The 20,797-nt window shown below is 60.6% G+C and carries 18 protein-coding genes; 12 read left to right on the top strand and 6 right to left on the bottom strand.

Features of this window, described 5'->3' with window-relative positions; genetic code table 11:
* Positions 1-92 precede the first annotated feature (92 nt).
* Positions 93-521, top strand: a complete 429-nt coding sequence (locus TERRO_RS20135) for an MmcQ/YjbR family DNA-binding protein (RefSeq protein WP_014787560.1) — start codon at positions 93-95, stop codon at positions 519-521.
* A gap of 3 nt (positions 522-524) precedes the next feature.
* Here TERRO_RS20135 and TERRO_RS20130 read toward each other — a convergent pair whose 3' ends face one another.
* Complete coding sequence (locus TERRO_RS20130) at positions 525-1,124, bottom strand: hypothetical protein (protein ID WP_014787559.1); 600 nt, start codon at positions 1,122-1,124, stop codon at positions 525-527.
* A gap of 466 nt (positions 1,125-1,590) precedes the next feature.
* Between TERRO_RS20130 and TERRO_RS22475 the strand changes: the two genes are divergently transcribed.
* The 5 genes from TERRO_RS22475 (at position 1,591) to gnd (ending at position 7,883) form a co-directional block, all read left to right on the top strand.
* A complete protein-coding gene (locus TERRO_RS22475) occupies positions 1,591-2,184 on the top strand; it encodes a MerR family transcriptional regulator (RefSeq protein ID WP_014787558.1) in 594 nt (197 codons plus the stop codon).
* 100 nt (positions 2,185-2,284) lie between these two features.
* Positions 2,285-2,725, top strand: coding sequence for a hypothetical protein (locus TERRO_RS20120; RefSeq protein ID WP_014787557.1), 441 nt, complete (start codon positions 2,285-2,287; stop codon positions 2,723-2,725).
* A gap of 42 nt (positions 2,726-2,767) precedes the next feature.
* Positions 2,768-4,405 carry a murein biosynthesis integral membrane protein MurJ gene (murJ, locus tag TERRO_RS20115; RefSeq protein WP_157178464.1) on the top strand — a complete coding sequence of 546 codons (1,638 nt, stop codon included), beginning with the start codon at positions 2,768-2,770 and terminating at the stop codon, positions 4,403-4,405.
* A gap of 63 nt (positions 4,406-4,468) precedes the next feature.
* A complete protein-coding gene (gene der, locus TERRO_RS20110) occupies positions 4,469-6,346 on the top strand; it encodes a ribosome biogenesis GTPase Der (RefSeq protein ID WP_014787555.1) in 1,878 nt (625 codons plus the stop codon).
* Positions 6,347-6,422: 76 nt separating this feature from the next.
* Positions 6,423-7,883, top strand: coding sequence for a decarboxylating NADP(+)-dependent phosphogluconate dehydrogenase (gnd, locus tag TERRO_RS20105; RefSeq protein ID WP_014787554.1), 1,461 nt, complete (start codon positions 6,423-6,425; stop codon positions 7,881-7,883).
* A gap of 821 nt (positions 7,884-8,704) precedes the next feature.
* On the opposite strand, the gene TERRO_RS20095 is transcribed toward gnd, so the two are convergent.
* The gene (locus TERRO_RS20095; RefSeq protein ID WP_014787553.1) at positions 8,705-9,091 is read right to left on the bottom strand and encodes a DUF779 domain-containing protein; all 387 of its coding nucleotides are present in this window, start codon (positions 9,089-9,091) and stop codon (positions 8,705-8,707) included.
* 132 nt (positions 9,092-9,223) lie between these two features.
* On the bottom strand, positions 9,224-10,753 hold the full coding sequence (gene adh, locus TERRO_RS20090) for an aldehyde dehydrogenase (RefSeq protein WP_014787552.1): 1,530 nt from the start codon (positions 10,751-10,753) through the stop codon (positions 9,224-9,226).
* A gap of 388 nt (positions 10,754-11,141) precedes the next feature.
* Here adh and TERRO_RS20085 point away from each other — a divergent pair, with 388 nt between their 5' ends.
* Positions 11,142-12,731: a B12-binding domain-containing radical SAM protein gene (locus TERRO_RS20085; protein WP_157178463.1), complete on the top strand. Its 1,590-nt coding sequence runs from the start codon at positions 11,142-11,144 to the stop codon at positions 12,729-12,731.
* A 485-nt stretch (positions 12,732-13,216) separates the two neighbouring features.
* On the opposite strand, the gene msrA is transcribed toward TERRO_RS20085, so the two are convergent.
* Both msrA and TERRO_RS20075 read right to left on the bottom strand, forming a co-directional pair.
* A complete protein-coding gene (gene msrA, locus TERRO_RS20080) occupies positions 13,217-13,888 on the bottom strand; it encodes a peptide-methionine (S)-S-oxide reductase MsrA (RefSeq protein ID WP_014787550.1) in 672 nt (223 codons plus the stop codon).
* A gap of 39 nt (positions 13,889-13,927) precedes the next feature.
* Positions 13,928-15,373 carry a serine hydrolase domain-containing protein gene (locus tag TERRO_RS20075; protein ID WP_014787549.1) on the bottom strand — a complete coding sequence of 482 codons (1,446 nt, stop codon included), beginning with the start codon at positions 15,371-15,373 and terminating at the stop codon, positions 13,928-13,930.
* A 99-nt stretch (positions 15,374-15,472) separates the two neighbouring features.
* Here TERRO_RS20075 and TERRO_RS20070 point away from each other — a divergent pair, with 99 nt between their 5' ends.
* Positions 15,473-16,717 (top strand): NAD(P)/FAD-dependent oxidoreductase, encoded by a 1,245-nt coding sequence (locus tag TERRO_RS20070; RefSeq protein ID WP_157178462.1) that lies wholly within the window; start codon positions 15,473-15,475, stop codon positions 16,715-16,717.
* A gap of 44 nt (positions 16,718-16,761) precedes the next feature.
* On the opposite strand, the gene TERRO_RS20065 is transcribed toward TERRO_RS20070, so the two are convergent.
* Positions 16,762-17,445 (bottom strand): BON domain-containing protein, encoded by a 684-nt coding sequence (locus TERRO_RS20065; RefSeq protein ID WP_014787547.1) that lies wholly within the window; start codon positions 17,443-17,445, stop codon positions 16,762-16,764.
* 135 nt (positions 17,446-17,580) lie between these two features.
* On the opposite strand from TERRO_RS20065, the gene TERRO_RS20060 reads away from it, so the two are divergent.
* From TERRO_RS20060 to TERRO_RS20045, 4 genes are all read left to right on the top strand, one after another.
* On the top strand, positions 17,581-18,765 hold the full coding sequence (locus tag TERRO_RS20060; RefSeq protein WP_014787546.1) for a PQQ-dependent sugar dehydrogenase: 1,185 nt from the start codon (positions 17,581-17,583) through the stop codon (positions 18,763-18,765).
* 70 nt (positions 18,766-18,835) lie between these two features.
* Entirely contained in the window at positions 18,836-19,390 is a 555-nt protein-coding gene (locus TERRO_RS20055) for an RNA polymerase sigma factor (protein ID WP_014787545.1), read from the top strand.
* Positions 19,387-20,010 carry a hypothetical protein gene (locus TERRO_RS20050; protein WP_014787544.1) on the top strand — a complete coding sequence of 208 codons (624 nt, stop codon included), beginning with the start codon at positions 19,387-19,389 and terminating at the stop codon, positions 20,008-20,010. The genes TERRO_RS20055 and TERRO_RS20050 overlap by 4 nt, the downstream gene beginning before the upstream one ends.
* On the top strand, positions 20,007-20,756 hold the full coding sequence (locus TERRO_RS20045) for a hypothetical protein (RefSeq protein ID WP_014787543.1): 750 nt from the start codon (positions 20,007-20,009) through the stop codon (positions 20,754-20,756). The genes TERRO_RS20050 and TERRO_RS20045 overlap by 4 nt, the downstream gene beginning before the upstream one ends.
* The last annotated feature ends 41 nt before the right edge of the window (positions 20,757-20,797 follow it).

The raw sequence follows: 20,797 nt of genomic DNA, 5'->3' as shown, positions 1-20,797 counted from the left end.
GTCCAGGGAGCGGCACATGCGCTCTATGTTAGCGCGGATAGCCGACACTTTGCACCTGCGCCGCACACCGCATGTAGCCGTACAGTAATGCCATGAGCCTCGATCGCACCCGCGACTTCCTTCTATCGCTGCCGCGCGTGGAGGAGACGTTGCAGTGGGACAATCTCGTCTACTGGGTGCTGGATAAGGCAGTCGGCGGCAAGATGTTCGCCATGATGGAACCGGAACCCGGCGGTCCGCACGTCGCCGGGTTCGCGGTACCGGCAGACCAGTTTGAGCCGCTGCTGGAGATCGAAGGCGTGCGACCTGCACCGTATCTGGCGCGTGCGCAGTGGGTCGTCGTCGAACGTTGGGACGTCTTCACCGCAGCCGAGTGGCAGCACCATCTGCGGGCTGCGCACAGCCGTGTCGAGGCAAAGCTGCCGCCACGCATTCAGCGGCTGATGGAGTTGAAGCAGCGCGAGTACCGGGTGTTAGTCCGCGAAAAACGCGCCGCTGCCAAATCCGCCGGAAAGAAATGACTTTTACTCGCCCTTGTTGTCATCGCGAGGCAGTTCCAGCGCGACCAGGCCAAAATGGGTTCCACTGCCACTGCTCTTGAACGAAACAATGTGCTGCCGCGACGGCGAGCCGGACTTCATCTCTGTGGAGTCGTCATCGTCCATGTGTTCCTTGCCATGTGTCTTGACGTGATTATCGTCATTGCAGGTGAGGCCCAGGCCCGTCTTTACGGGCGTGCCAACTGGCTGCTTGTGCCGGCAAGTGATCACGTCGCTGTACTGCGACAGTGCCTTCTTGTAGAACTCGCTGATCTTCTCCGGCGAATCGGTCGAATCGAAGCTCAGCGCCAGCACGCGCAGATGAAACGCGCCGAAGTTCATGTCGACGTCGGCAGATCCGCCGTCGTCTTTGCCATTTTTCTTCTCCAGAACGGCGCCCGGATACAGCGGTAGACCAACCTTCTTACTCACCGTGTCACTGTCCGTCTTTACGCTCATACCGCCCAGCGGCGTGGTGATGGCGACGTCTTTGCCGCCCTTGTCACCCTTGCGGGATTCGACCATGCAGCCGGCCAGCGGCAACAGAAGGGTGAGTGCAGCGATCGTGCGAAGCGGGACGTACATGGGTGGCTCCTCTGCGTTTCTGAAAGCAGCATACGGCGGAACGGGGCCGATGGTTCCGTTGAGTGAACTGATTTCGAAGACGGTCATCCCGGCGGAGCCACGGCGCTTGCTTCTGTAACAGAAGTTGTGCAAATCTGCGCTTGACAATCTTGGTACGCTACCCCAATATCTAGGGTGGCTGGCAACCTGTGTCCCATCCGTAGCGTTGGCGTAGTAGATTCGGGTCTTTCGTCAGGGAGACGACCCGCTGGGAGGCACCCAACGTCCCTTGGAATGCTGCAAGCCCGCTGTTCCTGTCCATGAGCAAGGCCCCGCATCCTTTGCGGGGCCTTTTTTTCGGCGGAAACACCGCTGTCGCTCGTGTTTTTGCACGAATTCCTCACGCGGCGAAGTGTCCGCAGGACTACACTTGAGGCGAATTGCGAGCGGCAATCGCCATACACCATGCGGTCGTGAGGGAGTTGATTTGGCTGGGGCAGATGCAAACCGGAAGAAGTCGAGTGGCCCTCTGCCGGAGATTCCCGACAAGCTCTACTTCCGCATCGGCGAAGTCGCCCGCCTGCTGGATCTGCCCGCATACGTCCTGCGCTTCTGGGAGAGTGAATTCCCGCAGTTGAAGCCCAATAAGGGCGGCACCGGCCAGCGGCTCTACCGCCGCCGCGATGTCGAGACCGCGCTCGAGATCCGCAAGTTGCTTTATGACGAGGGATACACCATTCCCGGCGCCCGCCAGGCGCTGAAGGCGGAACCACGCGGTCCACGTGCCGTGCCGGCTGCGAAGGTCGCCCCGGAGCCACAGCCCATCCGACCGATCGAAACTGGCTCGGAGACCGCGGCAAGCCGCCTGCACCGGATGAAGGCAGAACTCAGGGAGCTTGCCACCCTATTGGAACGGCCCTCACCCGGCGCCCGGCCAAAGGTCAACCCGGCGCATCGCGGTCTGCAGATCACCGCAAGGCGCCGCGCCGTGGCCGATGTTCCGCCGCCGCTCTTCGCCGGCTCGCTGGATGCAGAGCTGGAACGGTTGCTCAATCCGCAGAAACAGCCAACTGATCAGTAATGTCGGCTATCCGACGCCCCTTTTCCTGATTTGGGATATTTGGTCGCGATCCACCTGTTTGTCTTGCGGCAGTCATGGTCAGACCGTAGCCTGACATCACATGGCCGACACAAAGCAACTGGAAGAGAGCAGCATCGGCGTCACCACGGTTGAGGCCAACCACCGCCGTCATCTGGTCCGCCCCTACGAAGATCGTCCCGTCGTAGAGCTGGCGGAGGGCGTCGTCGCCTGTCCGCTCTGCGGCAACCCGCGCTTTCGCCGGTCGCGCTTGCGCTTCACAGACTTCGCAGAAATCCTGATGATGCGCTACCCCGTGCGCTGCACCCGTTGCGGTCAGCGCCAGTACACAGATTTCAACGTGGCCATGATGTCGTTTCCGCCACGACCGGTCGGCGGACACAGAGCCGAAAGGCAAGACACTTGGAAGAACTGGACCGATCCATCGATGCCCAGCCAGCCTGTTGCACGTCCACTATCGACCGCGCAGGGGCCGCGTGCACGCAACCTGAATGCGCCGAAGGCAGAGAGCGATCTCGCTTAGGGGTCGCCGCCGCGCACCGTGGTGGCTAGAATCAAGCAAGCTTTGAACGAAACGACACCATCCAGAGGCAGAATCGCGGCGCTATTGCGCCCGGGCGGATCGTCGTCCGCATACTCCGCGTCGTTGCTATTGATGGTGTCTGCGCTGCTCAGCGGCGTGTTGGGCCTGGTTCGCAGCAGCCTCATCGCGTATTTCTTCGGAGCGTCGCCCGCCGTTGACGCGTACACCGGTGCGTTTGAGCTGCCCGACACGATCAACTACCTGCTCATTGGCGGAGTCGCATCCACCACTTTCATCAAGCTGCTTACGCAGTACGAGGCGGAAGGCCGGCTGGAAGAGGGTGACAGGGCACTCTCAAACATTCTGAACGTGATGTTGACCGTTCTGGCCGCGGCTGCGCTGCTGGGGATGGTGATCGCCCCGATCTACGTTAAGTACAAGTTCCATAACTTTGATTCGCCGGAGACGGCTCAGCAGTGCGTTTGGATGACGCGCGTGTTGCTCTTCAACCCGCTGTTGCTGCTTGCGGGCGGCGTCTTTGGATCGCGGCTGATGGCAAAGAAGATCTTCTTCTACCAGGCACTTCAGCCGCTGGTCTACAACGGCGGCATCATCCTGGGCGCGGTGTTGTTGCACATGCGGTTTGGCATCTATTCGGTGGCAATCGGCGCTGTAGTTGGTGCGATCTTCGGGATGTTTGCGCTGAACTTGGCGGGTGCGCGGTCGATCGGCATGCAATGGTCGCCGGAATACGACTGGAAGCATCCGGCGTTGCGCGAGTGGATACGTCTCAGCCTGCCGTTGATGCTGGGCCAGTCGCTGACCACGCTCGACCCGCAGATCCGTAGCTACTTCGCTAGCGAGGTGAAGGGTGCGGTGGCCACCATGAACTACTCGCGGCAGTTGTTCAACTCGCCCATGATGATGATTGGCCCGGCAGCCGGTGCGGCGTCGCTGCCGTTCTTCGCATCGCTCTGGGCCAAGGCGGACGTTGCGGCCTTCAGTGCTGCCGTGAACCGTTCGGTTTCACGTCTGTTGTCCGTCAGCCTACTGCTCTCGGCGCTGATGATTGCTCTTGCCTATCCGATCGTTGACGTGGCATTGCGCCGTGGGCGCTTTCACACCAGCGATGCCTCCGCCGCCGCTGAACTCTTCGTGCTCTTCTGCCTGTCGCTGGTCTTCTGGACCTCGCAGAACCTGTATGCACGCGCCTTCTATGGTGCAGGGAATACGCTGACGCCCATGATCTCTGGCACCATCGTCACGGTGGTTTCGCTGCCGGTGTACTGGTTCCTCTTTCACGCAGATGGTATGCGCGGCCTGGTCATAGCATCCGACATCGGCATCGCGGCACACATGATCTCGCTCGCCGTGCTGCTGCATCGCAAACGCATGGTCAGCCTGGCGGATCTACAGTGGCTTGAGCTGGGCAAGGCTTTGCTGGCGGCGATGGCGAGCGGGTTTGCTACGTCCTTCGTCCTGCGCGTGCTGCCTCTTGGCGAAAGCCATGGAGCGAATATCGTCAGGCTGGTCGCCGGTTCCGCAGTCTGGCTCATTGTTGCCCTGGGCCTGCTGACGGCGATGAAGTCATCCCTGCCTGCCGCGGTGCTGCGGCGCAAATCCGCGAACGTGCAGCCTCCGGTCCGCATCAACGCCACCGACGCACCGGACCAGAACTGACGATCGGGTGCCGATAATCGCTCCTACGCTGCTACCCTTGAAGGTGGGAAGCAGGCAGGCGCAATGGCACAGGAGAAAAAACGGCTCGGTAAGAAGCACAGGTTGGCGCAGACGCGTCCGCACAAAGGCGTAACGCCGAAGGGCGCGAAGGCGTCGGCGACGTCGGTTGGCGGAGCTTCGCCGAAGGGCCGCAAGACCGTCTCCGCGAAGAAGGAGGCGGCGTTTACCAAGAGCAAGGTTCGCACGCAGTCACCGACGCGTGTGAAGGGCAAAGCTGTTACCGGCGCGCAGATGGCCGGCGGCGCACAGCCCGCTGAAAAGGCACCGACGAACCGTCCGGTGCGTGGATCGCGCGGCATGGGTGGTGATGAGGGCGTGCGTTCGCGCGTCAATATCGCATCGCTGAGCGACCCGGAGACTGAAAACGCATTCGCGGCCATGCTGCCGCTGATCGAAGATGTACAGCGCCCCAGCGACTCCATCGCCGCGCCGCTCTTCGCAATCTGTGGCCGCCCGAACGTCGGTAAGAGTACCATCTTCAACCGCCTGACCGGTACCCGCCGCTCCATTGTGGGCGACGAACCTGGCATCACGCGCGACCGCATCTATGGCGAAGTCGAATTCGACGGTCGCCTGCTGCGCATCGTCGATACTGGCGGCGTCGTTCCGGACGACGAAGCACTCATCCCATCCGAGATCTTCCGGCAGGCGCGCATCGCGCTCGAGGAAGCTGAGGCTATCGTGCAGGTCGTCGATGGCCGCGCCGAACTGACGCAGCCCGATATTGAACTCGCACGCATCCTGCTCAAGAGTGGCAAGCCCATCTTCCTGGCCGTCAACAAGATGGACACGGAGAAGATCTCGACCGATGCGGAGAACTTCCGCCAGCTCGGCTTCAAGCAAGTGTTTCCAGTAAGTGGTGAACACGGCCTTGGCATGGGCGATCTGTTGGAGGCTGTCTCCGCTGCGCTGCCGATGGTGGAAGAAGAAGAAGTCGAAGACCTGGGCGATATCTACGTCGAAGAGGTAGAAGAGACCGATGAGACGAAGCGCGAGCGTAAGCTGCGCAGCCATGGCGAACACATTAGCAAGGAGACGCGGGTCGCCATCATTGGGCGGCCAAACGTTGGTAAGTCGACGCTGCTGAACGCACTCACCGGTACCGGTCGCGCGATCGTCTCGCCCATCGCAGGCACCACGCGCGATGCTGTCGATGAAGTCGTCATGCGTAACGACCATAGCTTCCGCTTTGTGGATACTGCCGGCATCCGCCGCAAGGGTAAGACCACGTTGATGGCGGAGAAGCTGTCGGTCATCATGGCGCGCAAGCACCTTGAGGCAGCGGACGTTGCGCTGCTCATCATCGATGCGACTGAGGGTGTGACGGGGCTGGACGCAAACATCGGCGGGTACGCGCATGAGAGCGGCCGCAGCGTCATCATCGTCGTCAATAAGTGGGACGAAGTAACTACTGGTCGCATGCGTCCGGATGGCAAGGACGACTACGAAGACGGCAAGGCGCCTGCAGATATCAAGGCGTACACCGAGCAGGTGCGCGACGCTCTGAAGTATCTCGACTATGCACCGCTGCTCTTCATCAGTGCGAAGGACGGCATCAACGTCGAAGAAGTTTTCAAGAAGGTGCAGCTCGTCGCGCGTGAGCGCCGCAAGCGCGTCACCACCGGACAGATGAATCGCTTCCTGGATACGGTTGAATTCGAGAAGGCGGGCGTGCCGTACAACAAGCGTCTGCGGATCTACTACATGACGCAGGCCGCTGTGGCGCCGCCCACGTTCGTGTTGTTTACAGACCGCGATGTGAAGCTTCACTTCTCGTATGAACGCTTTCTTGAAAACCAGATCCGCGCCAGCTTCAAGTTTATTGGCTCGCCCATCTGGTTTAAGGTGCGTGCGCGCAACAAGAAAAAGGAAGAAAAGTAAGCTCGGCAGACTGTATGGTTCACATGCTGGCTGGACAGGGTTACTCTTGCAGCCGGTACGAAAGGGAACTGCACAGATGCCTGAAGCAACGTGTGACATCGGTCTGATCGGCCTGGCGGTGATGGGCCAGAACCTTGTTTTGAACATGAACGACCACGGTTACTCCGTGGCCGTGTTCAATCGCACCACTTCGAAGGTGGATGATTTCCTGGCTGATGAGGCGAAGGGAACGAAGGTTGTTGGCACGCACTCGATCGAGGAATTGTGCCAGAAACTGCGTCTTCCACGCCGCATTATGATCATGGTTAAGGCCGGAAGTGTCGTGGATGAGACGATTCAGTCGATCGTTCCGTTTCTGGACAAGGGCGACATCATCATCGACGGCGGTAACTCGCTGTACACGGACAGCACCCGCCGCACGAAGGAGCTTGCGGACAAGGGAATCCTCTTCCTGGGCACCGGCGTTTCCGGTGGTGAAGAGGGCGCTCGCTTCGGTCCTTCGATCATGCCGGGTGGGAACCCGGAGAGCTGGCCGCACCTGAAGGAGATCTTCCAGTCGATCGCTGCCAAAGTGGACGATGGCACTCCCTGCTGTGACTGGGTCGGTCCGGATGGCGCCGGGCACTACGTGAAGATGGTTCATAACGGCATCGAGTACGGCGACATGCAGTTGATCGGCGAAGCCTACCAGATGCTGAAGGACGGTCTAGGCTTGAGCCCCGACGAGCTGCACGATGTCTTTGCCGAGTGGAACAAGGGCGAGCTCGACAGCTTCCTGATTGAGATCACCGAGAAGATCTTTGCCAAGAAGGACGAGGACGGCTCGCCCATGGTCGACAAGATCCTGGATACGGCCGGACAGAAGGGCACGGGCAAGTGGACGGCGATCAATGCGCTGGACCTGGGGCAGCCTGTCACGCTGATTGGCGAGAGCGTCTTTGCGCGGTGCCTGTCTTCGTTGAAGGATGAGCGCGTGGCTGCTTCGAAGGTCTTCCGTGGACCGACGGACACTCCCGCGATTACGGACAAGGCAGCGTTCATCGAGGATGTTCGGTGTGCTCTTTACTGCTCGAAGATCATCAGCTATGCGCAGGGTTACATGCTGCTGCGGGCGGCTGAGCGGGAGTACGGCTGGAAGCTGAACCTTGGCGGCATTGCGTTGATGTGGCGCGGTGGATGCATCATCCGTTCGGCGTTTTTGTCCGACATCAAGAAGGCTTATGACAAGAATCCTGACTTGGCGAACCTGTTGCTGGATGACTTCTTCAAGGATGCTTTGACGAAGTACGTTTCGAAGTGGCGAAGGGCGATCGGCCACGGTGTAGCTGCGGGGATTCCGATGCCGGCGTTTACGACTGCGCTTTCCTTCTTCGACGGCTATCGGACGGCGACTTTGCCTGCGAATCTGTTGCAGGCTCAGAGGGACTTCTTTGGTGCGCATACGTTTGAGCGGGTCGATCAGCCGCGTGGGAAGTACTTCCATGTGAACTGGACTGGTACGGGCGGGCGTGTGGCTTCTTCTTCGTATAACGCCTAGATGGTTGTTGGTTTGGGGAAGGGCGCCGCGTTCGCGGCGCCCTTGCTGTTTTGAGGGGCCGGGGCTGAAGCTCCTATTTGGCCGTGGCCTGAAGGCCACGGCTCCTCCTGTTCGCGCCTTGCGCGAACCACGCGCGCATTGGGACGTCTGACATGCTGTGGGTGGCTGCGGGCACGCCTGTAGAGCGTGACGTAAGAGCGTTGCGTGTAGAGGCTTTCGGTTGTTTGTTGGAAAGAAAGCTAAACCTCAGGGGCTAAAGCCCGTCTTGTTGGGGAGGTCCTTGGCACAGCTGAAGCTGTGCCCTTCCGGGCGCCTGGCATTCGTGGTTGGGCGCGGAGCGCGAGAGCGTTGCATGCAGAGGCTTTCGGTTGTTTGTTGGAAAGAAAGCTAAACCTCAGGGGCTAAAGCCTGTCTTGTTGGGGAGGTTCTTGGCACAGCTGAAGCTGTGCCCTTCCGGGCGCCTAGCATTTGCGGTTGGGCGCGGAGCGCGCGAGCGTTTCATGCGGAGGCTTTCGGTTGTTGTTGGAAAGAAAGCTAAACCTCAGGGGCTAAAGCCCGTCTTGTTGGGGAGGTCATTGGCACAGCTGAAGCTGTGCCCTTCCGGGCGCCTGGCATTTGCGGCTAGGTGCGGAACGCGAGAGCGTTTCATGCGGAGGCTTTCGGGTTGTTTGTTGGAAAGAAAGCTAAACCTCAGGGGCTAAAGCCCGTCTTGTTGGGGAGGTCCTTGGCACAGCTGAAGCTGTGCCCTTCCGGGCGCCTGGCATTTGCGGCTGGGTGCGGAACGCGGGAGACGCGCTGCGGGATGACAAGCGTTGGAGAGTCTAGATGCGCCCGGCGGAGCGCAGAGCGGCGATCTCTGCATCGTTAAACACGCGGGAGCGGATGTGGAAGCGGACGCCTTCGCCATTGTCGAGTGAGAACATGCCGCCTCGGCCGGGAACTACGTCGAGTGTCAGTTCGGTGTGTTTCCAGTATTCGAACTGCGGACCGGAGATGTAGAACGGGGTTTCGCCGAGCGTGCCGAGCAGGACGTCCTGATCGCCTACAAGAAATTCGCCTCGTGGGTAGCACATCGGCGAGGAGCCGTCGCAGCAGCCGCCACTCTGGTGGAACATGAGTGGGCCGTGTTTTGCTTCGAGTTGTTCCATGAGTGCTGTGGCCGCGGGGGTGCGGTGAACTTGTTCGGGGATGGTGGTTGTGTCGCTCATCGGTGTCGTAACTTTACCCTCCCGCAGCGCAGCATCGAGTTGGCTGCATGCCTGCTTCAGTGATCCGGAGCATCAGCTTGGCGGATCAGCATTCGTGCAGGCCCGATACTGCGCTACGGGAGGGCAAACCGTTTAAAAGAAGCCGAGCTTGTTCGGGCTGTAGCTGACGAGGACGTTCTTCGTCTGCTGGTAGTGATGAATCATCATCTTGTGGTTCTCGCGGCCGATGCCGCTCTGTTTGTAGCCGCCGAAGGCTGCGTGGGCGGGGTAGAGGTGGTAGCAGTTGGTCCAGACGCGGCCTGCTTCAATGCCCCGGCCGAAGTTGAAGGCGCGGTTCATGTCGCGTGTCCACACGCCGGCTCCCAGGCCGTAGAGCGTGTCGTTCGCGATCTCGAGCGCCTCGTCTTCCGTCTTGAAGGTCGTGACCGAGACGACCGGTCCGAAGATCTCCTCCTGGAAGATGCGCATCTTGTTGTTGCCTTCAAAGACTGTGGGCTGCACGTAGAAGCCGTTGGCGAGATCGCCGGACATCTCGGCGCGCTTGCCGCCGGTGAGGACCTTTGCCCCTTCCTGTTTGCCGATGTCCATGTAGCTCAGGATCTTTTCAAGCTGCTCGGACGAGGCCTGCGCGCCGATCATGGTGGTCTTGTCGAGTGGTGAGCCCTGCTTGATGGCTTCGACACGCTGGATGGCGCGCTCCATGAAGCGGTCGTAGATGCTCTGCTGGACGAGTGCGCGTGAGGGGCAGGTGCAGACTTCGCCCTGGTTGAGGGCGAACATTGCGAAGCCTTCGAGTGCCTTGTCGAAGAAGGCATCGTCTTCGCGCATGACGTCTTCGAAGAAGATGTTGGGGCTCTTGCCGCCGAGTTCGAGCGTGACCGGGATGAGATTCTGCGAGGCGTACTGCATGATGAGGCGGCCGGTGGTCGTCTCGCCGGTGAAGGCGATTTTCTTGATGCGCGGCGACGATGCGAGCGGCTTGCCTGCTTCGAGGCCGAAGCCGTTCACGACGTTGAGGACGCCCGGCGGCAGGATGTCTTCGATGAGACCCATGAAGACGAGGATCGAGAGCGGTGTCTGTTCTGCGGGCTTCAGCACGACGGTGTTGCCGGCGGCGAGTGTGGGCGCGAGTTTCCATGCGGCCATGAGCAGCGGGAAGTTCCACGGGATGATGAGGCCTACGACGCCGAGAGGTTCGTTGTAGTGGTAGGCGACGGTGGTTGCGTCGATCTCGGAGATGGTGCCTTCTTCGGCGCGGATGACACCGGCGAAGTAGCGGAAGTGATCGACCATCAGCGGAAGGTCGGCGGCCATGGTTTCGCGGATGGGCTTGCCGTTGTCCCAGGTCTCGACGGTTGCGAGCAGTTCGAGATTGTCTTCGATGCGCTGGGCGATCCGCTCGAGCAGGCGGCCGCGTTCCGTGGTGCTGGTGCGTCCCCATGCGGCACGCGCGGCGTGTGCCGCGTCGAGCGCCTTGTCGACATCGGCTGCGTTGGAGCGTGCGATCTGGCAGAGGACTTCGCCGGTGACGGGTGTGACGTTATCGAAGTACTGGCCGCTGGCGGGCGCGATCCAACGGCCGCCGATGTAGTTGTCGTACTGCTTGCGCAGGTGGAGTGGATGGTCGCCGGTGGCGGGATTCAGTGCGGGTGTTGTGGCCATGTCGGAGGGCTCCTTCTTTGCGAATCAGGGCGCGCAGGCCCCGGAGAGATCGCAGCGGCGAAAATCTTACTCCCGGGGGCAGGAGTTTGTCGTGCCTGGTTGCCTCTGACGGAAGATCTGCAAGGCGCGACGCGATCGAGTCGCGCATGGTGCGACACCTCGGCAGAAAAAAGTGGTCGCGCTGACGGGCGATACCATTCTTTGCTTCGCAAAGAATGGGGAACCCGTCTGTTCGGGAAATGTCGGGTAGAACACAAAAGCGTATGATTCTGGGGACAACTTAGGACGTTCCCCACGTTCGCCGCTGCCCGGTTCCTGACCGGTCGGCCAGAGGGGATGCTCTTGGATGCCACGTACCACGTACTTCGTACGAGGAAAGGGATCCGATTTGAGCGTTCACCTCATTAACCCCAGCGATAACTCCTTTGGCACTGCGGTCATTACGCCGCGCTGGCTCTTTGTTCTGGCAGCGGCAACACCAGAGGTTGCGGGCGATCCGATCCTGGTGGACGAATCGATCGAGCAGGTTAACCCGGAGACGATTAAGCCGGGGGACATTGTCGGTGTCAGTGTCCATACCGGCAATGCACTGCGTGGATACGCCGTTGGCCGCATGGCGCGGGCTCGTGGCGCGTGGGTGGTTTATGGCGGCATTCACGCGACGCTGTTCCCGGAGGAGTGCCTGGAGATTGGCGAGGCGCATGCCGTGGTGAAGGGCGATGGCGATATTGCGTGGGGCAACGTGGTGCGCGACTGTATCGCTGCGGGATCGCCTTCGATGGGGCTTGCAGAGAGCACGCGGATCTACGAAGGCGGACGCATCCAGGGCAATGAGTTTTTGGCGGGACGCTGGGACCTGATGAATCGCGATCACTACATGTGGGCGTCGGTGCAGACGATTCGTGGATGCCCGAAGCATTGCTCGTTCTGCAGTGTGTGGCGTACGGATGGGCAGCAGCCGCGACAGCGCAAGTTCCAGAGCGTGATCGATGAGATTGTGAACCTGCGCCGCATCGGTTTCCGATTTATTGCCCTCGCGGACGATAACTTCTACCCGGTGACGCTGACCGATCTGCGACTGGCGCGTGAGCAGAACAACGAGGCGCGCATCGCGGAGTTGACGGCGATACGCAACGAGCGTTTTGAGCTGATGGACGAGCTGAGCAAGTTACCGAAGGACATGGTTTTCTTCACGCAGATCACCATGGAAGCGGGCGAGGACACTGAGTATTTGGATGCGATGAAGCGCGCGAATATCAAGGGCGCGCTGGTGGGGGTGGAGGCTGTCACTCCTGAGGGTTTGAAGGCTGTCTTCAAGGATTGGAACTACTCCGGCGACGCGCTGGCGAAGCAGTTACAGACGTTCAAGCAACATGGCGTACACGTGCTGGGGTCGTTCATCTTTGGCCTGCCAACGGATAAGCCTGCGACCTTTGACGCGACGGTAGCCATGGCTCTGAAGGCGGGCGTTACGTTTGCGCAGTTCGTGATGATGACGCCCTTTCCCGGGACGGTGGACTTCGGCCGCTGGGAGAAGGAGCAGGCGAAGAATCCGACGGTGATCGATGGTGTGCCGATCACGCGGTACTGGCTGATTCCGACGGAGTCGCGGCCGAAGATGTTTACGCCGCACCCGACGATGAGTTCCGGCGAGATCAGCGAGCGCACGCAGAAGGTGTGGGATAAATTCTATGACTGGCCTGCCATCTGGGAACGCAGTGCATGCACGCCGAATTTGAAGGCTCGTGTGGCGTTTATGTTTCTGTCGAAGCTTTACCGGCAGATGTATGCGGGTACCGGTATCTCTACGGACAGCGCGCGGAAGAAGAAGAGCAAGGCGTGGGCCCGGTGGACGGCGGCGCAGTGTCATAAGTTGTTTGTGGCGAAGCCGATGCCGGAGCTTGGGTTTCCGGACTGGACGCGGCGTGTGCCTACGCAGCGGAGTGCGCCTGCTTTGATCAGTATTGGGAAGATGTAATCGCTGCAGACGGATCGTTGGTTGTAACGGCATAGATTGCGTTGTGCCGTTATTCGGGTTAAGGAATCTGGCTTTACTGGTTTGCATTCGTGCTATCGCGGAAGAACGCTGACCTCAGGGGCTAAAGCCCGGTCTGTTTTAGGGGCGTTGTTGGCACAGCTGAAGCTGTGCCCTTCCGAATGACCCTCATTCGTGCGGCGCAGACATTCGTGCGGCCTGGGATCTGTGCGGCGCTGGGATCTGTGTGGCCCGAATATCTGTGAGGCGCGGAATCTGTGCGGCGCGAAGATTCGTGCGGCACATTTATCCCCGTGGCACATGCATCCGTGTGGCACAGACATTCGTGCGGCCTGGGGATCGTAGGTCGCGCTTTGCGCGATAACCCACCCTTTGCTTCGCAAAGAATGGGGCACCCGATTGTTGGGGCACCCGATTGTTTGGGTACTTGGTTGAGCGGGCACCCGGGATTCTTGTTTTTACTGCTTTTACTGGCCTTTGTAATCGACGAAGAGGTCTGGGTACTCGCGCTTGAGTGCTTCGATCTTTGGGCGGTCGCAGGTCTGGATGTAGGGGTTGTTCGGGTTATGCAGGGCGTAGTCCTGGTGGTAGTCTTCGCCGCGGTAGAAGCCTTTCAGCGGTGTGACATCGGTGACGATCTTTGACTTGAAGGCGTGCGCGGCGTTCAGCTGCGCGATGTAGGCCTGCGCGATGCGTTGCTGGTCGGGCGTGTTGAAGAAGATGGCCGAGCGGTAGGACGTGCCTTCGTCCGGTCCCTGGCGGTTGAGTTGTGTGGGGTCGTGCGCGACGGAGAAGAAGATGCGCAGCAGGCCGCCGTAGGTGATGACGGCGGGATCGTAGGTGACTTCGACGGATTCGGCGTGGCCGGTGGTCTCGGTGGTGACCTGGTCGTAGGTGGCGGTGTTGGCTTTGCCTCCCGCATAGCCGACGACGGTTTTCTTCACGCCCTTGACGCGTTCGAAGACGCTCTGCGTGCCCCAGAAGCAGCCGCCGGCGAAGACGGCCACTTGCAGCTTGCCGGGAGCTTTTGCGACGTCCTGCGTGGGCACCGGGAAGGTGCCGCGATCCAACGCGTAGCCGCATAGCGGCAGGGCAAGTGTGGTGGCGAGGACGGCGAAACGGATCGAACGAGCGAACATGCGAAACCTCACGCCTGATTGGACGCGCGCGGTATTCCGTTAGTCGCCGTTTACGAGGAACTGTTCGATCCTGCCGTCCTTCTGTGTGTAAGAGTTCAACGACAGTGTGCGTGTGGCGAACTTCACGTCATAGGTGCGGTAGGTCATGCCGCCACGCAGCGCTTCGCTGGTCTGGGCGATGGTGACGATGGGGCCAAGTGGTGCGAGGCTTGTGGCGAAGTCCGAGAGCGTGCCGTTGCTGAAGTAGAAGTTGGCGTCGGGTGTGAAGAGGGATCGATCGATCTTGCCTGTCTGCAAGCTGGTGAGGATTGCCTTGGCCTGTTCGGCGGGTGCGGGTGTGTAGACGGGGGCGGCGGGTACGCTGGTCTGTTCAGGTGCTGCTGCGGGTCTGACGGCACGTGGCGGCGATGCGATGAGGATGGGACGGATGGCGCTGGTGATGGCGTCTGCACCGGGGCCTTCGAAGTTGGTGAGTGCGGCGTAGGCGATGTCGTCGGTGAGATCGACGACGTTGTTTGAGACGAAGCCGCCGACTTCGCCGCCGTGGAAGAGGATGGTTTTGCCGCCGGAGTGCGCGACGAAGACGCCGAGGCCGTAGTGGGAGCTGCTGCCGTCTTTGAGCTTGAAGTCGGTCTCCATGGCGTCGTAGCTTTCGGGCTTCAGCAGTGTGCGGTGGACGATGCTCTCGTCCCATGCGAGCAGTGTGGCGACGGGCATGGCGAGGATGGCGTCGCCACTGTACCAGCCGGGTGCTTCAAGAATGGCGGGGCGCGGCGGGCTTAGTGCGTGGCGCTCGTAGCCGTGCGGCTTGAGCTTGGTGCGGTCGGTGTCGAGGTCGAGTACGCCTTCGAGTTTGAGCGGCTGGATGACGTTGGCCCAGAGGTAGTTGTGGAAGGGCTGGCCGGTGATCTTTTCGACGATGAGTGCGGCCATCTGGAAGTTGGTGTTGCTGTACTGCCACCTGGTGCCGGGGTCGAAGTCGAGGGGTTTTGTTGCCCACTCGCGGATGAGCTTGTAGCTGTCGATCGGCTTCGTCCACGCAGGGATGGTGTAGTCCTGGGGGGCGTAGTCGCTGTAGCCGCTTGTGTGGGTCAGCAGGTTGCGGATGGTGACTTCGTTGGCACGCGTGAATTCGGGAAACCACTTGGAGACTGGGTCGTCGAGTTTGAGCTTGCCCTGCTCCTGGAGGAGAAGAATGCAGGCTGCGGTGAACTGTTTGGAGATGGAGCCGACCGGGTAGGCCATGGTCGTCTGTGCGGGGAGAGCTTTCTCCACGATGGCGTTGCCGAAGGCCCTGGTGTAGACGAGGGAGCCTCCGCGGCGGATGCCGACGACGGCGCTGGGAACGCCGCTTTTGTCGAAGGCGGCCTTGACGGCGGCGTCGACTTTTGCGGTTTCGTCCGAGGTGAGCGTGGTGGACGTCTGCGCGAGCGCCGTGCTCGTTGAAACCATCATGACTGCCAGTGCAGCTACTGCAAATCGCATTGTTTCCTCAACAGCTTTTGTAAGTGGAGAAACAGAAGTACGCAATGGTTATACGCGATGCGGGCGTTGGCGGAAGGCGCATTGCCTACAATGGATTTGATGGACAACACCTTCGACATCATCATTGTGGGCGGTGGCCCTGCAGGTGCTACTGCTGCGTATCAACTGGGACTGGCCGGCGTAAGGGTTCTGCTGCTGGACAAGGCGGCGGCGTTTCCGCGTGAGAAGCCCTGTGGTGGCGGCCTGACGGCTCGTCTGCTGGACAGGTTTCCGTATGTGCGGGAGTTTCTGGATGCGGGCGAGGTTTCTGTAAATCCGCTGAGCCGTATCCACCTGGAGTCGCCGGACGGTACGCGCGCGACGTATCAGGCGGACAGCACGTGTCTGCATCTGATTCGCCGATGGGAGTTTGATGCGGCGTTGTTTCGGCGAGCGGAGAGTGTCTGCACGGTGCGCACTGGCGTGATGATTCGCCGCTGCATTGTGAAGCCGGACCATGTCGAGTTGGAGAGCAGTACGGGCGAGCTGTTTACGGCGCCGATGATCATTGGTGCGGACTCTGCGAACTCTGTGATTGCGCGACATACGGGGCTGCGGGATGAGGCGGCGCACAAGCTGTACGCCATCGACATGATGGAAGAGACGACCTACGACCGGCTGGATGTGAAGGATCGCGAGAGCATCTACATCTTCCTTACGCTGAAGGAGGCCTTTGGGTATGGCTACATCTTCCCGAAGACCGAGCACCTGAACCTGGGGTATGCATGCAAGCTGGATTGGTACCTGACGAAGCTGCGCGGCAAGGGTGCGGAGTTTCATGGGGAGTGGGTCGATCAGTTGAAGGCCAAGGGCGATGTGACTGGCGAGACCAACCCTGAGGGATACAAAGCATTTCCCATTCCGATCAGCGGGCCGCTGGAGAAGACTTATACGGATCGTGTTCTGCTGGCGGGGGATGCGGGCGGGTTTGTGAATGCGTTCACGGCCGAGGGGATCTACTACGCGATGACCAGCGGCTCACTGGCAGCGGATGCGGCGCTGACGGCTATCCGATCCAAGAGGTATGACGCGCGATCGCTGAGCGGTTACCAGGTGGCATGGCAGCGGGAGATTGGCAGCGATCTGCAGCACTCGGTGGACATTCAGAGCCGGTTGTTCAATGGCAGCGACCGCATCGATGCGCTGGTGCGTAAGTCGAAGGAAGATCCAGAGCTGCTGCGCCTGATTCTTGGATACAGCATGGGTATGTCGACGTATGAGGCGCTGCGGAACCACATGGTGCGGTCGACGATGCCGAAGTGGGTCTGGGGCAAGATGAAGGCTGCGGTTGGGTTGAGCCGGTAGGTCGTCCTTACCTTGTTTGAAGGTAAGGACGACCAGAACCGCGGCTAGTCCATTTTTTCTCGCGGCGCTTGTCCGGCGATCACGATGTCGTTGTCGACGGAGAAGACGCCGGGTGTGCCGTTGGCCTGCATGGAGGCGATGTTCGCGTCGGACTCGCGATCGACTACGCCGGTGAGTGTGACGTGGCCATGGTCCACGATGATGTGGATGGCGTGGTAGCCGCGCGGTGGATCGTTCGTGATGCCGCCGGCCTGCAGCGCGACGGACGGCGCCATGCCAAAGCCAACGGGTGCGCCGGTGTATCTGCGCAGCGCGGGTTGCGTGTAGATGCGGACGTAGACGGCGACCCGTATGCGGTCATCCATCGGGGAGAGCGGCAGTACCTTGATCTGGTTGTTGACCGTCTCCACGCCTGGAATGTCCTTCACGGCGCGTTGTGCGTCCTGCTTGAGTGTGGGTCGTGAGGCAAAGCCGCGCAGCACGATGGTGCGGCCCTGGATGCCGAACGAGAGCGAGTCAAAGACGCTGTAGTTGGGTAGGCTCAGGAGGCGGTGGCGTACTTCCTGCACGATGCGGCCGGCGTCCTCCTGGGACCAGGTCTTGCTGTTGTAGTCCTGTGGGGTTGTCGCGTTCGGCTGCGTCGCCGCAGCGTTTGACTGCGCCCAACCCATGGATGGCGCCAATGCAAGTCCGGCGCATAGAGCGGTGATTGCAAGCGGGTGTTTCATCGTTTTCACCTCAGTACTACTCCGCTTCTGTAGGACGCAGTAACACGCATCCGGGTAGGCAGAATTGCGCCATGTTCGGTGTCGAACCTAGCGGATGCAGCATCCAGCGCAAGGTTCGGAGGCATCCGTAGAGATATGAAACGCACGCTTGCTTCGATCGCCTCCGCCGCCGTACTGATCTCTTCTGCCATGGTGCATGCGCAGGCAATGCCCAACCCGAGCAGGGAGACGCACCAGGTCAACGTGGTTCTGCCCGCACCGCTGAAGGCTACGCCGGAGAACCTTGCGAAGCTGAAGCTGCCTGCGGGATTTCATATTGCGAAGTTTGCCGAAGGGCTTGAGAGTCCGCGCGTGATCGTGATCTCGCGTGCTGGAAATATCTATGTGAGCAGCCGCGACGCCGGCACCATCACGATGTTGTCGCCGGACGGCGCCACGAAGAAGCAGGTGGTGGCGCTGGAAGATGTGCATGGCATGGTGATCCATGACGGCACGATGTACTACGTGACGATCAAAGAGGTTTACAGTGCTCCCATCCAAGCCGATGGAACGCTGGGTACGTCGAAGCTGCTGATCAAGGACCTGCCGGACGCGGGCCAGCACGTCGACCGCACGCTGGCCGTTGGGCCGGATAACAAGCTGTATGTCTCCGTCGGCAGTACCTGCAACACCTGCGAGGAGCACAACAAGGCCAACGCCACCATGCAGCGTTTCAACCTGGACGGTAGCGGCAAAGAGACCTTTGCAACCGGTCTGCGCAATACCATTGGCTTTGCGTTTCAGCCGGCAACGGGTGCGCTGTATGGCTGGGATGACGGTGTCGACTGGCAGGGTGATAAAGCGCAGCGGGAGGAGCTGAATAAGCTGGAGATGGGGAAGGACTACGGCTGGCCGTACATTCTGGGCGACGGCGAGCGCAACCTGTACCTGACTCCGCCGCACGGCGTGACGTTGGATCAGTGGGATGCGAAGTCGACGCGGCCTGTGCTGACGTGGGCGGCGCACGCGTCCGGTATGCAGTTGATCTTTCTGAGTGGCACGGGCCTGCCCGCGGACTACAACGGCGATGCGCTTGCGACGATGCACGGATCCTGGGGAGCGAATCCGCCCAGTGGTTACGAGGTCGTACGTATCCACTTTGAAGGTGGGAGTGCGAAGACGATGACACCATTCGTCGAAGGCTTCCTGATGCCCGTGAAGGGCGGAAGTGGATGGGCTCGCTTTGCACGGCCATTTGGCCTGGCGCAGATGCAGGATGGCAGCATCCTGCTGGGCGACGAACAGAACGGCATCCTGTACCGGGTCACGCACGGCAAGTAAGCCTGTCGAAGTCCTAAAAATAATTCGAGCGCGATGTCGGCCGCACCGTCTTTCCCTGTAGAGAGTAATCATGATCTACGCGGAAGGGTGCGGCCTGTCGTTGTCTGAAGCAGAAGAAGCCGCGCCGGTCATCACGGTGGAGTCGCTGGTGCCCGCGTATACGCCGCTGCTGTTCCGCATGGCGCATGCTGTACTGCGCAACCGGGCTGAGGCGGATGACGTGGTGCAGGAGACGTTCCTGCGTGTCGTGCAACATCGCATGTCGTTGCCCGATGTCCGTGACATGCGCGTGTGGCTGGTACGGATCGCGTGGAACCTGGCGCTGGACCGTCGCCGTAAGTTGCGGCCGGATCAGATGGAGGATGCCTTTGCGCAGTCGCTGGTATCGGCAGAGCTGCCGGCGGATCGTGCCGTTGCAGAGGCGCTGGAGTTGAAGGCGGTGCTCGCGGAGATTGAGCGGCTACCGAAGGCGGAGCGGCATGTGTTGTTGCTGGCCGCAGTGGAAGAGATGAATCACGCAGAGATGGCGGCCGTGCTGGGCCGCAGTGAATCGGCTGTGCGTGCACTGCTGTTCCGTGCGCGAACACGGCTGCGCGAACGTTTGAATCGGAGGTCGGCGCGATGAACGACATCGACAAGAATCTTGAAAGGGTATTGCGTGGTCTGCGTGAAGTTGCGCCGGATGCTTCGCTGGAAGTGCGCATTGCGCAAGCGCTGCGTGAGGCACAGCCGGAAGCTACGAGTGTGCGCTGGTTTGGAGACTGGTCGCATGCTCTGCGGCTCGCAGGTGCTGTGGCTGTGTGTGCGGTGCTTGTCGCTATCGTGATGCGTCCTTCACACGAGCGGCGGACGAGCAAGGTTGCGCATCATGCGCCGTTGGTGGAACCGATGATTGCAACGCAGCCGCCGGCCCGGGTTGCTGTGGTGATCAAGCGGCGAGAAGGTGCGCCGTCTCGCCGCTTGGTGCCTGACGTAACTATTCCGCACGACACAGCGAACGCCACGGCACAGCCGCAGAGCTTTCCGGCGCCACCCCTGCCACTTACCGAGCAGGAGCGCCTGTTGATACGGCTGGCGCATCGGGATGATCCCGTGCAACTTGCGCGACTGGGCCCCGGTCCGCGTGACGACCGCTACCAGGCGGAAAAAGATCAGGTGAGCGAGTTCTTCAAGCCCGCTCCGCCAATCGCTCAACCTGACAGGACTGACACGACCTTGATGGAATCCGGAGGAGGAACCCAATGAAGATCTCTCTTGCTACTGCTGCGCTTTGCGCGCTGCTGTCCCCATGTGGCGCGGCGTTGTCGCAGTCACCAACTGCCGGCACCAACGCACCAGCGCCGCCGCAGCAGGCGGGGCCACATATTCTGCGCACTTACCCTCTTCATTACGCCAGTACCCAGGCAGAGCAGAACGAGATAGTCACAGCCATACGAAACCTGGTGTCGCCGCAACTGCGCATTATGCTGGTTCCGTCTCGTGGTGAAATTGCTGCCGTGGGAGGCCCGGAAGATCTAAAACTCACTGAAGATCTGGTGGCCAAGCTGGACGTGCCGAGCAAGCTCTACCGGCTGACTTACACGTTTACTGACAGTGACGGCGGTAAGCGCATTGGGGTGGCTCGCTACACCATGACGCTGGCACCGGGGCAGCGCATGCAGATGAAGCAGGGCAGCCGTGTGCCGTTGACCGTGACGAAGGGGGCGCAGGCGGCCGATCCCGGAAGGCAGATTGCGTATCTGGACGTCGGCCTCAACTTCGATTCTCAGGTCGAAGAGTACGGCGGTGGCGTCCGCTTGAAGTCGAAGGTGGAGCAGTCTTCACTAGCCGACGAAAAGACCGGTGCCAGCGAAGATCCTATGATTCGTCAAACGCTGCTGGAGGGCGTAACGACGCTTGCCGACGGTAAGTCCGTATCACTGGGGGAGATCGACATTGTGGGCAGTACGCGGCATCTGCAGGTGGAAGCGATGATTGAGGCGGTGAAGTAAGTTACTCGGTGTCTGAGAAGACAAGGCCAGAGCATTCGCTC

The sequence above is a fragment of the Terriglobus roseus DSM 18391 genome, assembly GCF_000265425.1.
Taxonomy (GTDB): domain Bacteria; phylum Acidobacteriota; class Terriglobia; order Terriglobales; family Acidobacteriaceae; genus Terriglobus; species Terriglobus roseus.
Note: the sequence above shows the minus strand (reverse complement) of the source record. Positions and strands in the feature narration are given on the sequence as shown.

Bases quoted from the DNA above. Each gene is read 5' to 3' on its own strand.
- TERRO_RS20065 (WP_014787547.1), bottom strand. From the start codon at position 17,445: ATGAAACACCCGCTTGCAATCACCGCTCTATGCGCCGGACTTGCATTG.
- adh (WP_014787552.1), bottom strand. From the start codon at position 10,753: ATGGCCACAACACCCGCACTGAATCCCGCCACCGGCGACCATCCACTC.
- TERRO_RS20050 (WP_014787544.1), top strand. From the start codon at position 19,387: ATGAACGACATCGACAAGAATCTTGAAAGGGTATTGCGTGGTCTGCGT.
- TERRO_RS20095 (WP_014787553.1), bottom strand. From the start codon at position 9,091: ATGAGCGACACAACCACCATCCCCGAACAAGTTCACCGCACCCCCGCG.
- TERRO_RS20075 (WP_014787549.1), bottom strand. From the start codon at position 15,373: ATGCGATTTGCAGTAGCTGCACTGGCAGTCATGATGGTTTCAACGAGC.
- TERRO_RS20055 (WP_014787545.1), top strand. From the start codon at position 18,836: ATGATCTACGCGGAAGGGTGCGGCCTGTCGTTGTCTGAAGCAGAAGAA.
- msrA (WP_014787550.1), bottom strand. From the start codon at position 13,888: ATGTTCGCTCGTTCGATCCGTTTCGCCGTCCTCGCCACCACACTTGCC.
- TERRO_RS20130 (WP_014787559.1), bottom strand. From the start codon at position 1,124: ATGTACGTCCCGCTTCGCACGATCGCTGCACTCACCCTTCTGTTGCCG.
- TERRO_RS20045 (WP_014787543.1), top strand. From the start codon at position 20,007: ATGAAGATCTCTCTTGCTACTGCTGCGCTTTGCGCGCTGCTGTCCCCA.
- TERRO_RS20060 (WP_014787546.1), top strand. From the start codon at position 17,581: ATGAAACGCACGCTTGCTTCGATCGCCTCCGCCGCCGTACTGATCTCT.
- der (WP_014787555.1), top strand. From the start codon at position 4,469: ATGGCACAGGAGAAAAAACGGCTCGGTAAGAAGCACAGGTTGGCGCAG.
- TERRO_RS20135 (WP_014787560.1), top strand. From the start codon at position 93: ATGAGCCTCGATCGCACCCGCGACTTCCTTCTATCGCTGCCGCGCGTG.
- TERRO_RS20070 (WP_157178462.1), top strand. From the start codon at position 15,473: ATGGACAACACCTTCGACATCATCATTGTGGGCGGTGGCCCTGCAGGT.
- gnd (WP_014787554.1), top strand. From the start codon at position 6,423: ATGCCTGAAGCAACGTGTGACATCGGTCTGATCGGCCTGGCGGTGATG.
- TERRO_RS20120 (WP_014787557.1), top strand. From the start codon at position 2,285: ATGGCCGACACAAAGCAACTGGAAGAGAGCAGCATCGGCGTCACCACG.